General features: G+C 64.2%; 11 protein-coding genes. All 11 read left to right on the top strand.

Annotated features, from left to right (window positions below; genetic code table 11):
* Positions 1 to 29 precede the first annotated feature (29 nt).
* The 11 genes from ftsY (at position 30) to hutH (ending at position 13,386) form a co-directional block, all read left to right on the top strand.
* Positions 30 to 1,682, top strand: a complete 1,653-nt coding sequence (ftsY, locus tag ACW5W4_RS07075) for a signal recognition particle-docking protein FtsY (protein ID WP_456688899.1) — start codon at positions 30 to 32, stop codon at positions 1,680 to 1,682.
* An 80-nt stretch (positions 1,683 to 1,762) separates the two neighbouring features.
* On the top strand, positions 1,763 to 2,431 hold the full coding sequence (gene ftsE / locus ACW5W4_RS07070; protein ID WP_408796304.1) for a cell division ATP-binding protein FtsE: 669 nt from the start codon (positions 1,763 to 1,765) through the stop codon (positions 2,429 to 2,431).
* Positions 2,431 to 3,384 carry a permease-like cell division protein FtsX gene (gene ftsX, locus ACW5W4_RS07065; RefSeq protein ID WP_042000579.1) on the top strand — a complete coding sequence of 318 codons (954 nt, stop codon included), beginning with the start codon at positions 2,431 to 2,433 and terminating at the stop codon, positions 3,382 to 3,384. The genes ftsE and ftsX overlap by 1 nt, the downstream gene beginning before the upstream one ends.
* A 444-nt stretch (positions 3,385 to 3,828) precedes the next feature.
* Positions 3,829 to 4,683 (top strand): RNA polymerase sigma factor RpoH, encoded by an 855-nt coding sequence (rpoH, locus tag ACW5W4_RS07060; protein ID WP_408796302.1) that lies wholly within the window; start codon positions 3,829 to 3,831, stop codon positions 4,681 to 4,683.
* 198 nt (positions 4,684 to 4,881) lie between these two features.
* Positions 4,882 to 5,535 (top strand): carbonate dehydratase, encoded by a 654-nt coding sequence (gene can, locus ACW5W4_RS07055; RefSeq protein WP_427263197.1) that lies wholly within the window; start codon positions 4,882 to 4,884, stop codon positions 5,533 to 5,535.
* Positions 5,536 to 5,546: 11 nt separating this feature from the next.
* The gene (hutC, locus tag ACW5W4_RS07050) at positions 5,547 to 6,251 is read left to right on the top strand and encodes a histidine utilization repressor (protein ID WP_111874356.1); all 705 of its coding nucleotides are present in this window, start codon (positions 5,547 to 5,549) and stop codon (positions 6,249 to 6,251) included.
* 207 nt (positions 6,252 to 6,458) lie between these two features.
* Positions 6,459 to 7,781, top strand: a complete 1,323-nt coding sequence (locus ACW5W4_RS07045; protein WP_456688898.1) for a YjiH family protein — start codon at positions 6,459 to 6,461, stop codon at positions 7,779 to 7,781.
* 164 nt (positions 7,782 to 7,945) lie between these two features.
* Positions 7,946 to 9,181, top strand: coding sequence for an imidazolonepropionase (gene hutI, locus ACW5W4_RS07040; protein ID WP_456688897.1), 1,236 nt, complete (start codon positions 7,946 to 7,948; stop codon positions 9,179 to 9,181).
* A gap of 1 nt (position 9,182) precedes the next feature.
* Complete coding sequence (gene hutG / locus ACW5W4_RS07035) at positions 9,183 to 10,097, top strand: formimidoylglutamase (RefSeq protein ID WP_408796356.1); 915 nt, start codon at positions 9,183 to 9,185, stop codon at positions 10,095 to 10,097.
* Between the two features lie 36 nt (positions 10,098 to 10,133).
* On the top strand, positions 10,134 to 11,849 hold the full coding sequence (gene hutU / locus ACW5W4_RS07030; RefSeq protein ID WP_456688896.1) for a urocanate hydratase: 1,716 nt from the start codon (positions 10,134 to 10,136) through the stop codon (positions 11,847 to 11,849).
* Positions 11,850 to 11,853: 4 nt separating this feature from the next.
* Complete coding sequence (gene hutH, locus ACW5W4_RS07025) at positions 11,854 to 13,386, top strand: histidine ammonia-lyase (RefSeq protein WP_456688895.1); 1,533 nt, start codon at positions 11,854 to 11,856, stop codon at positions 13,384 to 13,386.
* Positions 13,387 to 13,424 lie beyond the last annotated feature (38 nt).

Here is a 13,424-nt window from a genome sequence, read left to right as displayed (position 1 = left end):
GTCAGCCAACGAAGTGAGTATTTTTTAAAATGGCAAAAGGTTTGTTTTCCTGGCTGGGGTTCGGCCGCAAGAAAGAAGAGGCCGAGGTTGTCCAACCGGAGACACCCCAATCCGAGACTGTCAGCGACGGCGCCAGTGGCGTCCCCTCCCAATCGAGTGACACCCCCGTCTCCCCGGCGCCGGATGCGGCGCCCGTTGGCGAGGAGGAGAGCGCCGGCCCCCTGGTGATCGAGGAGTGTGCCAGCGATCTGGAGCCCGTCATCGTCAACCCTGACCTGCTGGCCCGTGACGAGGCGGCCGAGGCCGCCCGCGCTGCCGCCAAGCAGGAGGCCGCTCGCCTTGCCGCCGAGCAGGAATCTGCCCGCGTCGCCGTCGAGCAGGAGGCCGCCCGCGTCGCCGCCGAGCAGGAATCTGCCCGCGTTGCCGCAGAACAAGCGGCTGCCCGCATTGCCGCCGAGCTGGAGGCCGCCCGTGTCGCCGCAGAACAAGCGGCCGCCCGCGTCGCCGCCGAGCAGGAATCTGCCCGCGTTGCCGCCGAGCAGGAATCTGCCCGCGTCGCTGCCGAGCAGGAGGCCGCCCGCGTTGCCGCCGAGCAGGAGGCCGCCCGCGTTGCCGCCGAGCAGGAGGCTGCCCGCGTCGCCGCCGAGCAGGAGGCCGCCCGCGTTGCCGCCGAGCAGGAGGCTGCCCGTGTCGCCGCCGAACTGGCCGCGCTGCCCCTGGCCGCGGAAGTGGACGATGACACCCAGGCCAAGCCGCAGCGGGAGGGCTTCTTCGCCCGCCTCAAGCGCAGCCTGGTGCGCACCAAGGAGAATATCGGCTCAGGCTTCTTCGGCCTGTTCAGCGGCAAGCAGATCGACGACGAGCTGTTCGAGGAGCTGGAGACCCAGCTGCTGACGGCGGATCTCGGTGTGGATACCACCACCCGCATCATCGACAACCTGACCCAGCACGCCAGTCGCAAGCAGCTCAAGGATGGCGAAGCCCTCTACGGCCTGCTCAAGCAGGACATGGGCGAGATGCTGGCGAAAGTCGAACAGCCCCTGGTCATCGACACCGGCAAGAAGCCCTATGTGATCCTCATGGTCGGCGTGAACGGGGTGGGCAAGACCACTACCATCGGCAAGATGGCCAAGCAGCTGCAAGCCGAGGGCAAGAGCGTGATGCTGGCCGCCGGTGACACCTTCCGCGCCGCCGCCGTCGAGCAGTTGCAGGTGTGGGGTCAGCGCAACAATATCCCGGTGATCGCCCAGCACACGGGGGCCGACTCCGCCTCCGTCATCTATGATGCCATCGAGGCCGCCCGCTCCCGCGGGGCTGACGTGCTGATCGCCGACACCGCCGGTCGCCTGCAGAACAAGAGCAACCTGATGGAAGAGCTCAAGAAGGTGGTGCGGGTGATGAAGAAGCTCGACCAGGAGGCGCCCCACGAGATCATGCTGACCCTGGATGCGGGCACAGGCCAGAATGCCCTGAGCCAGGCCAGGCTGTTCAGCGAGGCGGTGGGCCTGACCGGTATCACCCTCACCAAGCTGGACGGCACCGCCAAGGGCGGGGTCATCTTCGCGGTGGCGGACAAGTTCCAGATCCCGATCCGCTTCATCGGGGTGGGCGAGGGGATCGACGATCTGCGCCCCTTCGTCGCCAATGACTTTATCGAGGCGTTGTTTAGCCGCGACGAATAAGCCTAAGGGCCGTCCACGGGCGGCCCTTGCTCTCTCCAGCGCCCCCTAGCCGGGGCCAGCTCAAGCTTCAGGGACCAGAGATGATTCGTTTTGATCAGGTCAGCAAGGTATACAGCGGCGGCCATCAGGCGCTGCAGAAGGTGAGTTTTCACCTGCGCAAGGGGGAGATGGGCTTCCTGACCGGTCACTCCGGGGCGGGCAAGAGCACCCTTCTCAAGCTGATCAGCGTGATGGAACGGCCCACCGATGGCCGCGTCTTCTTTCATGGGGAGGATGTGAGCCGGATCCAGCGGCGCCAGATCCCCTATGTGCGCCGTCAGATCGGCATGATCTTTCAGGATCACCGCCTGCTGATGGACAGAACCGTGTTCGACAACGTGGCCCTGCCCCTGGTGATCGATGGTTACAGCCACGGCGACATCAACAAGCGGGTCGCCGCGGCCCTGGACAAGGTGGGCTTGCTCGGCAAGGAGCGCTACCAGCCGCGCATGCTCTCCGGCGGCGAGCAGCAGCGGGTCGGCATCGCCCGCGCCATCGTCAACAAGCCGCCCCTGCTGCTGGCGGATGAGCCGACCGGCAACCTGGATCCCCAGCTCTCCATGGACATCATGCGACTGTTCGAGGAGTTCAACCGCTTCGGCGTCTCCGTGCTCATCGCCACCCATGATCTTGGCCTCATCGCCCGCATGCGCTATCGCACTTTCACCCTCAAGGCGGGACGGATGTACTCTCCGCAGGAGGAAAACTGATGGCTATCGTGCGCCACAAGCAGCCCCTGCTGCGCCGCTTCGTCATGTATTGGGTCGATCATCTGCGTCAGGCCTTCGCCAGCCTGGGGGAGTTGTGGCGCAATCCGCTCGCCTCCCTGATGACCCTGGCCGTGCTCGGGGTCAGCCTGGCGCTGCCCTCCTGTTTCCATGTGCTGCTCAAGAACGCCGAACTGGTGGAGGGCAACTGGCAGAACAGTTCCCAGATCTCCCTCTATCTGCGCAAGGATCTGCCGGAGCAGAACATCCAGGAGCTCAGGCAGCGGATCCAGCTCTACCCCGAGGTGGCCTCGGTGACCTACATGAGCCGGGATCAGGCCCTCAAGGAGTTTCGCGAGATCTCGGGCTTTGGCGATGCCCTCGACTACCTGGACAGCAACCCGCTGCCCCCCGTGCTGAGCGTGATCCCGGATCCCCGCTGGCAGAACCCGGAAGGGGCTGCCGAGCTGCTGGCCAAGCTGGAGAACGAGCCCGGCATAGAGCAGGGCAAGCTGGACCTGCAATGGCTGACCCGGTTGCAGGGCATCATGAACCTGCTGCGCCACACCATCACAGGCATCGCCGCCCTGCTGCTGTGCGCCGTGCTGCTCATCGTCGGCAATACCCTCAGGCTCAATATCCTGAACCAGCGCTCCGAGATTGAGGTGCTCAAGCTGGTGGGGGCGACCGATGCCTTCATCCACAGGCCCTTTCTCTATACCGGCATCTGGTACGGGGTGATCGGCGGCATGCTGGCCTGGTGGTTGACCGAGGTGATGGTGATCTGGAGCGAGGGGGTGGTCAAGGAGCTGGCCGGCCTCTACAACAGCCATTTCCGGCTGGTGGGCATGGGGGCGGTCGACGGGATCAACCTGATCCTGCTGGGGGCCCTGCTGGGGCTAATCGCCTCCTGGTTCTCCGTGCATCGCCATATCCGCGACATAGAGCCTTCCTGAGCAAGGAATCGACAAACATTCACTGGATTTTGCGAGCTGGATCAAGTAAAAAAGTGGCCCTTTCTGGCACAGCTCGCGTTCAGGGAGTAATCTGGACGTCAATGATCGCCAGGATCTTCCCGAGATCCATGGAACCTTATCGAAATAACACAGTCTTAAAATCGAACTTATACGGGTGTGGCGTAAGACCCCCGCTCGTCAGACTTGGCAAGCATGTGAAGGTTGCGAGCTCCGCAACAATGGACTTAGCATGCTACTTTTCGGGGGTCCTTCACTGTGACCCCCTTTTTTTGACTGTTCATTGATGATTCATCCCGCGACCCTAAGATGAGCCGGGTTCTGACCTGGTTTAGTTGTTGACTCAGGCCGCAGAATGGTCGCCCCCGCCTGGACAGCCCGACTGAGGCTGCTAGACTGGCGCGACGCAAGAGTAAGAGGTAAAAGATGGGAACTTCATTGCAACGCACTATGGCCCTTATCCCCCAAGGCAGTCTGGAAGGTTATGTCCAGGCCGTTAACGCGATTCCCGTGCTCAGCGCGGAAGAGGAGCGTGAGCTGGCGATGCGGTTGCAGCAGGATGGCGATCTCGAGGCTGCCCGTCAGCTGGTCATGTCGCACCTGCGCTTTGTCGTTCACGTTGCCAAGAGTTATGCCGGCTACGGCCTGCCCCAGGCCGACCTGGTACAGGAAGGCAATATCGGCCTGATGAAGGCGGTCAAGCGCTTCGACCCCAGTGTGGGGGTGCGTCTGGTCTCCTTCGCCGTGCACTGGATCAAGGCCGAAATTCACGAATACGTGCTGCGTAACTGGCGCATGGTCAAGGTGGCGACCACCAAGGCCCAGCGCAAGCTCTTCTTCAACCTGCGCAAATCCAAAAAGCGTCTGGGCTGGTTCAGCCACGACGAGGCCCGTGCCGTGGCCGACGAGCTCGGCGTCTCGGTCAGCGATGTGACCGAGATGGAGGCGCGCATGAGCAATTACGATCAGGCGTTCGATCTGGTGGGTGACGAGGATGACGAGGCCGGCTTCGCCCCCGTCCACTATCTGGAAGACAAGTCGTCCGATCTCGCCGCCACCATAGAGAACGACAACTGGGACAGCCATGCCACCCGCCGTCTGGGCTCGGCCCTGGCGACCCTGGATGAGCGCAGCCAGCACATCATCCGCGCCCGCTGGCTGGATGATGACAACAAGACCACCTTGCAGGAGCTGGCCGACAGCTACGGCGTCTCGGCAGAGCGAATTCGCCAGCTCGAGAAAAATGCCCTCAAGAAGCTGAAAGACGCCATGGGTGCCTGATGGCATTCGCCGAACGCATTGGTCAGCTCGAGAAAAATCCATTCAAGAAGCTGAAAGATGCCATGGTGGCGTGATGCTTCATCGACAAAACAGGGCCTGATGGCCCTGTTTTTGTTTCGAGAGCATCTGGTCGGCCTTGCCTTGGTTACCCTTGTGTATGTTATGTTGCCGCCACTGCCACAGTAGGGAGAGCAGATAGTGAAACTGTTGAACGACCTGTTTACCAACAACCGCGAGTGGGCGGAGCGGATCAAGGCCGAGGACCCGAATTTCTTCGCTACCCTCTCCGCCCAGCAGGCCCCCGAATACCTCTGGATCGGTTGCTCCGACAGCCGGGTACCCGCCAACCAGCTGATGGGACTGCTGCCCGGAGACGTCTTCGTCCACCGCAACGTCGCCAACCTGGTGGTGCACACCGACTTCAACTGCCTCTCTGTGCTGCAATATGCGGTCGAGGTGCTCAAGGTGAAGCACATCATCATCTGTGGCCACTACGGCTGCGGTGGCGTCAAGGCGGCGATGCAGAACCAGGAGCTGGGGCTCATCGACAACTGGCTGCGCAACATCAAGGACGTCTACTTCAAGTACGGCGAAGAGCTCGAGGCCATCGAGGATGAGCACGAGCGGTTCGACTACCTGTGCGAGCTGAACGTGGCCGAGCAGGTCGCCAACGTCTGCTACACCACCATTATCCAGAACGCCTGGCGCAAGGGTCAGGAGCTGGCGGTGCACGGCTGGATCTACGGCATCAAGGATGGTCTGCTGCACGATCTCGATCTCTGCATCAGCGGGCCGGATCAGATCCCCGATGTCTATCGCGCCTGGCCGGACAAGCGTCCGCGCCGTCGCTGAGGACGCTGCCGTTGGCCCCCGCGCTCTATCTGCAGATCAAGCAACACGTGCTCGACGGCATCCGCTCCCGCCACTATGAGGCGGGAGACAGGATCCCGACCGAGGCCGCCCTGTGCGAGCAGTTTGCCGTGAGCCGGATGACGGTCAACAAGGCCCTGCGCGAACTGGTGGCCGAAGGCTGGCTCAACCGCACCGCAGGCTCCGGCAGTTTCGTGGCGGACAGGCGCACCGAGTCGACCCTGCTCGCCATTCGCAACATAGCGGACGAGATAGCGGAGCAGGGGGCCGAGTACAGCGCCCGGGTGATCCGGCTCGAGCGTCAGGCCGCCGACGAGAAGGTGGCGGTGCAGCTTGGCCTGCGGGTCGGTGCCCCCATCTTCCACAGCCTGATCGTCCATCAGGCCGATGGGGAGCCCCTGCAGCTGGAGGAGCGTTTCGTCGATGCCAGGCAGCTGCCCGGCTATGGCGAGCAGGACTTCACCCGCCAGACCCCGAACCGCTATCTGATGGAGGTGTGTCCCCTCTCCGAGATGGAGCACGTGGTCGAGGCCGTGTTGCCGAGCGCCGGTGAGGCGGGGCTGCTGCAGGTGCGGGTCGATACTCCCTGCCTGCTGCTCCATCGCCGCACCTGGTCCGACGGAGCCCTGGTCTCCTATGCCAGGCTGCTGTCGCCGGGATCCCGCTACAAGCTGAGATCCCAGACCCGGATGTCCTGATCCCAAGACGACTGACCAAGGCCCTCGCGGGCCTTTTTCGTTTCCCGATCTCGGGATCCCGCCGGGATCCGTCGTGGCTCCCCATGTTTCACTCTTGTTAATTTTTTGTTTTGTCCTCCCCGGTGTTCTGGTGTAAATATGTATATACATTTGTGGCGGCCATTCCGGCTGACCGCATGGGTGAGTCAAGCAACAGGGAGAGACAAGATGGAAAGGGAACAGGTCATGGCGCCCAGCACGGGGGCCGGGGCGGCCTTCAAGCTGATCCTTACCGCGATCCTGGGGATCGGCAGCTTCTTCGTGCCGTTCGAATGGGGGGGCAAGAGCACCATACTGGTGGATCATCTGGCGAGCCAGCTGGTGGCCCAGCGTACCCTGGCGGTGAGCCTGGTGATGGCGCTCATCGTTTATGGTGCCTGTGCGCCCCTGTGGAGCGGCCGCTGGCGAGCCCGCCCCATCGACAGGGTGCTGACCCTGTTCAAGTTGCTCGGCCTGGGGCTGGCCCTGGTCTATCTGAGCGGCGCGGGGCCTGCCTGGCTGATGGCGCCGGGCAGTCTCCCCTTCCTGTTCGACAAGCTGGCCATGACGGTGGGGCTGATCGTCCCCATCGGGGCCCTGGCGCTCACCTTCCTGCTGGGCTTCGGCCTGCTGGAGCTGATCGGCGTCCTGATGCAGCCCATCATGCGGCCACTCTGGCGCACCCCGGGCCACTCGGCCATCGATGCGGTGGCCTCCTTCGTCGGCAGCTACTCGGTCGGTCTGCTCATCACCAACCGGGTCTATCTGGCGGGCAAGTACAGCCTGCGCGAAGCCGCCATCATAGCGACCGGTTTCTCCACCGTGTCGGCGGCCTTCATGATCATCGTCGCCAAGACCCTCAACCTGATGCCTCACTGGAACTTCTACTTCTGGTCGACCCTGGTCATCACCTTCCTGATCACCGCCATCACGGCCCGGATCCCGCCCATCTCCCGCCTCGATGATGAGGGAGGGGAGGACGAGCCCCTGCCCGCCGGCATGAATCGCTGGCAGGCGGCCATGGCGGCCGGCCTGAGCCAGTCCCGTCAGGCACCGGCCATCTGGCGCCAGCTGCTGGACAACCTGCGTGACGGGGTGCAGATGGCGGCGGCCGTGGTGCCCTCCATCCTTTCGGTGGGCCTGATGGGACTGCTGCTGGCCAACCATACGCCGCTGTTTGACGTCATCGGCTGGATCTTCCTGCCCTTCACCTGGCTGCTGGACATGAATGAGCCCATGGTGGCGGCCCGCTCCCTGGCGGCCGGTCTGGCGGAGATGTTCCTTCCCGCCATCCTGCTCAAGGGTGCGGATCTGCTGGTGCGCTTCGTCGCGGCCGTGGTGTCGGTCAGCTCAGTGCTCTTCCTGTCCGCCTCCATCCCCTGCATCCTGGCGACCCGGATCCCCCTCGGGGTGGGCCAGTTGCTGGTGATCTGGCTGATCCGCACCCTGCTTGGCCTGCTGCTGGCCGGGGGGCTGGGCAAGGTCGCCATCGCCCTGGGCTGGCTCGCCTGAATCATATTGTATATACATATGACCTTGAGTATCTGCCCACCGCCAGGTGGGCTTTTTCATGGCTATACTCAAGTAAATCCAGTGTTACCAAGATGTGATCTCGCTACTGTATTTTTGGTTCGAGATAGGTTATAACGTATTGTATATACATTTGTGGGGGCGATATGAACAAGGAACTGTTGAACTGCGAGCGGGTCTGGCTCAATGTGCTGCCGGCGACCATGAGGCCGGATCTGGCCGATTATGGCCTGCTGGAGCCCCATGCCATCGGCGTGCGCGACGGCCTGATCCATGGGTTGGTCCCCATGCATGAGCTCAAGGGCAGCTTCCCCGCCCACTGGCAGGACATGAAGGGCAAGCTGGTGACCCCGGGTCTCATCGACTGTCACACCCACCTCATCTTCGCCGGCAGTCGGGCCGAGGAGTTCGAACTGCGTCAGAAAGGGGTGCCCTACGCCGAGATCGCCAAGCGTGGCGGCGGCATCCTCTCCACCGTCAAGGCGACCCGGGCCGCGAGCGAGGATCAACTCTACGATCTCGCCCTGCCCAGAGTGAAGGCACTGATGCGCGAGGGGGTCACCACCCTGGAGATCAAGTCCGGTTATGGTCTCACCCTGACGGACGAGCTCAAGATGCTGCGGGTCGCCCGTCGCCTCGGTCAGTCCCTGCCCATCCGGATCAAGACCACCTTGCTGGCCGCCCACGCCGTGCCGCCGGAATACAAGGACGATCCCGACTCCTGGGTCGAGACCATCTGCCAGGAGATCATCCCGGCGGCCGCCGAGGCGGGGCTGGCGGATGCGGTGGACGTGTTCTGCGAGCACATCGGTTTCTCCCTGGCCCAGACCGAGCAGGTCTACCTCGCCGCAGCCCAGTACGGCCTGCCGGTGAAGGGCCACATGGACCAGCTATCCAACCTGGGGGGCAGCACCCTGGCCGCCCACTTCGGCGCCCTCTCTGTGGATCACCTGGAGTACCTGGATGGAGACGGCATCCATGCCCTGGCCCATCGCGGCGTGGTCGCCACCCTGCTGCCCACCGCTTTTTACTTCCTCAAGGAGACCAGGCTGCCGCCGGTCGAGGCCCTGCGCCGCGCCCATGTGCCCATGGCGGTCTCCTCCGACATCAACCCGGGTACGGCCCCGATCGTTTCCCTGCGCATGGCCATGAACATGGCTTGCACCCTGTTTGGCCTGACCCCGCCCGAGGCCCTGGCCGGGGTGACCCGTCACGCCGCCCGCGCCCTGGGGGAGCAGGAGCGGCTGGGGCAGCTGCGGGTAGGCATGGCGGCGGATTTCGTGGTGTGGAGCTGCGGCCATCCCGCCGAGCTCAGCTATCTGGTCGGCGTCGAGCAGCCGGTCTGCCGTGTGGTCAATGGCGAGGAGACGATCCGTGGTTGATATGAGCGTTTGGCAGGGTCGCTGCGACCCGGAAGATGGCGAACTCGCCCTGCGCTGGCACGACAGGGTGCAACCCTGGCAGCCGGGCTCGGCCAGGGGCATTGCCCTGCTGGGCTTTGCCTGTGATGAAGGGGTGCGTCGCAACAAGGGGCGCGTCGGCGCCGTCGAGGGGCCCCTGCATATCCGCAAGGCCCTGGCCAATACCGCCTGGCATGGCCGCCTCCCGGCCTGGGATGCCGGCGATGTCCGCTGCCAGGAGGGGGATCTGGAATCCGCCCATGAGCGGCTGGCCGAGGGGGTCGCCGCCCTCCTGGCCGATGGTCAGTTCCCCCTGGTGCTGGGGGGAGGTCATGAGGTGGCCTTCGGCAGCTGGAGCGGCCTCAATCGTCATCTGGCTGGCCGTGGTCGCATCGGCATCATCAACTTCGATGCGCACCTGGACCTGCGTCGCAAGGCGCCCCAGGCGAGCTCCGGCACCCCCTTCTTCCAGATTGCGGAGCAGTGCCAGCTGCAGGGCACGGCGTTTCGCTACGCCTGCCTCGGGGTGGCCGAGACCGCCAACACCCAGGCGCTGTTCGCCCGTGCCGAAGACCTGAATGTGTGGGTCGTCAAGGACGAGGAGATGACGGCCCATGCGTTGCCGAGCCTGATCCTGGGCCTGGACGCCTTCATGGCGGAGGTGGATCACCTCTACCTCACCATCGATCTCGACGTGCTGCCCGCGGGCCAGATGCCCGGGGTGAGTGCCCCGGCCGCCCATGGGGTGGCCCTGAGTCTGATAGAACCCCTGATCGCCGAGATCCGTGCCAGCGGCAAGCTGCGCCTCGCCGATCTGGCTGAATTGAATCCGAGTCTGGATCGAGACGGCATCAGCGCCCGCGTGGCCGCCCGCCTGATCCACCAATTGACCAAGTAAGCGGGCGAGAGCCCCAGAGCGCACAAGGAGCGTCACATGTCCGAGCACCATCAGAAACAGGATCCCCGCCATGACCCGAGCCGGGTCATCCGCGCCCCCCGCGGCACCGAGCTGACCGCCAAGAGCTGGCTGACCGAGGCGCCCCTGCGGATGCTGATGAACAACCTGGATCCGGAAGTGGCCGAGCATCCCCAGTCCCTGGTGGTGTACGGCGGCATCGGCCGCGCCGCCCGCAACTGGGCCTGCTACGACAAGATCGTCGAGGTGCTGACCCGGCTCGAGGAGGATCAGACCCTGCTGGTGCAATCCGGCAAGCCGGTCGGGGTGTTCCAGACCCACAAGGATGCGCCGCGGGTGCTGATCGCCAACTCCAACCTGGTGCCGCACTGGGCCAACTGGGAGCACTTCAACGAGCTCGACAAGAAGGGCCTGATGATGTACGGCCAGATGACTGCGGGTTCCTGGATCTACATAGGTACTCAGGGGATCGTGCAGGGCACCTACGAGACCTTCTTCGCGGTGGCCAATCAGCACTTCAACGGTGAACCCAAAGGGCGCTGGATCCTGACCGGGGGCCTGGGTGGCATGGGCGGTGCCCAGCCCCTGGCCGCCACCATGGCCGGTTTCTCCATGATCGCCGTAGAGTGCGACGAGACCCGCATCGATTTCCGGCTCAAGACCCGTTACGTCGACAAGAAGGCATACAGCCTGGATGAGGCGCTGGCCATGGTCGAGGAAGCCAAACGCAGCGGCACCGCCGTCTCCGTCGGCCTGCTCGGCAACGCCGCCGACGTCTTCGCAGAATTGGTGGCTCGCGGCATCACCCCGGACGTGGTGACCGACCAGACCTCCGCCCACGACCCCATCCACGGCTACCTGCCCCAGGGCTGGAGCGTGGCCCAGTGGCGCGAGCTGCAAAAGAGCGCACCGGACGAGGTCAATGTGGCGGCTCGCCGCTCCATGGCCCGTCAGGTCGAAGCCATGCTGACCCTGCAATCCCGCGGCGCCGCCACCCTCGATTACGGCAACAATATCCGCCAGATGGCGCTGGAAGAGGGGGTGAAAAATGCCTTCGACTTCCCGGGTTTCGTCCCGGCCTACATCCGCCCGCTGTTCTGTGAGGGCATAGGCCCGTTCCGCTGGGTAGCGCTCTCCGGCGACCCGGAAGATATCTACAAGACCGATCAGAAGGTAAAAGAGCTGATCCCGGACGATCCCCACCTGCACAACTGGCTCGACATGGCCCGCGAGCGCATCGCCTTCCAGGGCCTGCCGGCGCGGATCTGCTGGGTCGGCGTCAAGGATCGGGTGCGCCTGGGCCTCGCCTTCAACGAGATGGTGAAGAATGGCGAGCTGAAAGCGCCCGTGGTCATCGGTCGCGATCACCTGGATTCGGGCTCGGTGGCGAGCCCGAACCGGGAGACCGAGTCCATGATGGATGGCTCCGACGCCGTCTCCGACTGGCCGCTGCTCAACGCCCTGCTCAACACCGCGGGCGGCGCGACCTGGGTCTCACTGCACCACGGTGGCGGTGTGGGCATGGGCTTCTCCCAGCACTCCGGGGTGGTGATCGTCTGTGACGGCAGCGATGATGCGGCCCGCCGCGTCGGTCGGGTGCTGCGCAACGACCCGGCCACCGGGGTGATGCGCCACGCGGATGCCGGCTACGAGATTGCCATCAACTGTGCCCATGAGGCGAAACTGGATCTGCCGATGATTGACGGCGCCAACGGTGTCAAAGGAAAGGTGTAACACCATGTTTGAATTGACTATTACTCCGGGCGAGCTGGATCTTGCCACCCTGCGCCGCGTCAGCCGCGAGCCGGTACATGTTTCACTGGATCCGGCCGCGCTGCCGGGGATTCACGCCTCAGCCGCCGTGGTTACCAAGGTGATCGAGCAGAACCGGGTGGTGTATGGCATCAACACCGGCTTTGGCCTGTTGGCCAACACCCGCATTCCGGTGGAGCAGCTGGACGAATTGCAGCGCTCCATCGTGCTTTCCCATGCGGCAGGGATTGGCGAGTACATGGATGACGCCACCGTACGGCTGATGATGGTGCTCAAGCTCAACTCGTTGGCGCGCGGCTTCTCCGGCATCCGGCTGACGGTGCTTGAGGTCCTGATGACCCTCATCAACGCCGAAGTCTATCCGGTGGTGCCGAAGAAGGGCTCTGTCGGCGCCTCCGGCGATCTGGCGCCTCTGGCCCATATGAGCTGCTTGCTGATCGGTGAAGGCAAGGCTCGCCACAAGGGCGAGCTGATCGATGCCGCCACTGCGCTGAAAATTGCCGGGCTCGAGCCTATCGCGCTGGCACCCAAAGAAGGATTGGCGCTGCTTAACGGCACTCAGGCCAGTACCGCCTTCGCGCTGGAAGGGCTGTTCCATGCCGAGGATCTCTACGCCGGTGCCATCACCATAGGTGCCATGAGCGTGGAGGCCGCCCTTGGCAGCCGCCGGCCGTTCGATGCCCGCATCCACGAAGTGCGCGGTCAGCGTGGCCAGATCGATGCGGCCGCCTGCTATCGCCACCTGCTGGTGGATGGCAGCGAGATCGGCATGTCCCATCACAACTGCGAGAAGGTGCAGGATCCCTACTCATTGCGTTGCCAGCCGCAGGTGATGGGGGCTTGTCTGGCCCAGATCCGCCACGCCGCCGAGGTGCTGGTGTGCGAGGCCAACGCGGTCTCCGACAACCCGCTGGTGTTTGCCGATGATGAGGAGATAATCTCCGGCGGCAACTTCCACGCCGAGCCGGTGGCCTTTGCGGCCGATAATCTGGCGCTGGCCATCGCGGAAATCGGCTCGCTGTCCGAGCGACGTATGGCGCTGCTGATTGATTCCCGCATGTCCGGCCTGCCGGCCTTCCTGGTGAACAACGGCGGGGTGAATTCGGGCTTCATGATTGCCCAAGTCACCTCGGCGGCGCTGGCCTCCGAGAACAAGACGCTGGCCCACCCGGCCTCGGTGGACAGCCTGCCCACCTCGGCGAACCAGGAGGATCACGTCTCCATGGCCACCTTCGCCGGTCGCCGTCTGGCTGACATGGCGGAGAACACCCGCGGCATACTGGCGGTGGAGCTGCTCGCCGCCGCCCAGGGTCTGGACTTTCGCGCCCCCCTGCGCAGCACAGAGCTTATCGAGCTGGCCAAGGGACGACTGCGTGAAGAGGTCAGCTTCTACGACAAGGACAGGTACTTCTCGCCGGATATCGAGGCCGCCGCCGCCCTGCTGGGCCGTGCCAGCTACAACGACCTGATCCCGGCCGGGGTGCTGCCCAGCCTCTAAGCGGTTATCCGCCCATAACAAAAGACCGCCCGATGGGC

The organism is Aeromonas crassostreae (genome assembly GCF_054052445.1).
The sequence above is the reverse complement of the archived record's forward strand: the minus strand, read 5'-3'. Positions and strand labels throughout refer to the sequence as shown.

Coding starts and splice junctions, on each gene's coding strand:
- ftsY (WP_456688899.1), top strand. CDS start 30: ATGGCAAAAGGTTTGTTTTCCTGGCTGGGGTTCGGCCGCAAGAAAGAA.
- ftsE (WP_408796304.1), top strand. CDS start 1,763: ATGATTCGTTTTGATCAGGTCAGCAAGGTATACAGCGGCGGCCATCAG.
- ftsX (WP_042000579.1), top strand. CDS start 2,431: ATGGCTATCGTGCGCCACAAGCAGCCCCTGCTGCGCCGCTTCGTCATG.
- rpoH (WP_408796302.1), top strand. CDS start 3,829: ATGGGAACTTCATTGCAACGCACTATGGCCCTTATCCCCCAAGGCAGT.
- ACW5W4_RS07045 (WP_456688898.1), top strand. CDS start 6,459: ATGGAAAGGGAACAGGTCATGGCGCCCAGCACGGGGGCCGGGGCGGCC.
- hutI (WP_456688897.1), top strand. CDS start 7,946: ATGAACAAGGAACTGTTGAACTGCGAGCGGGTCTGGCTCAATGTGCTG.
- hutG (WP_408796356.1), top strand. CDS start 9,183: ATGAGCGTTTGGCAGGGTCGCTGCGACCCGGAAGATGGCGAACTCGCC.
- hutU (WP_456688896.1), top strand. CDS start 10,134: ATGTCCGAGCACCATCAGAAACAGGATCCCCGCCATGACCCGAGCCGG.
- hutH (WP_456688895.1), top strand. CDS start 11,854: ATGTTTGAATTGACTATTACTCCGGGCGAGCTGGATCTTGCCACCCTG.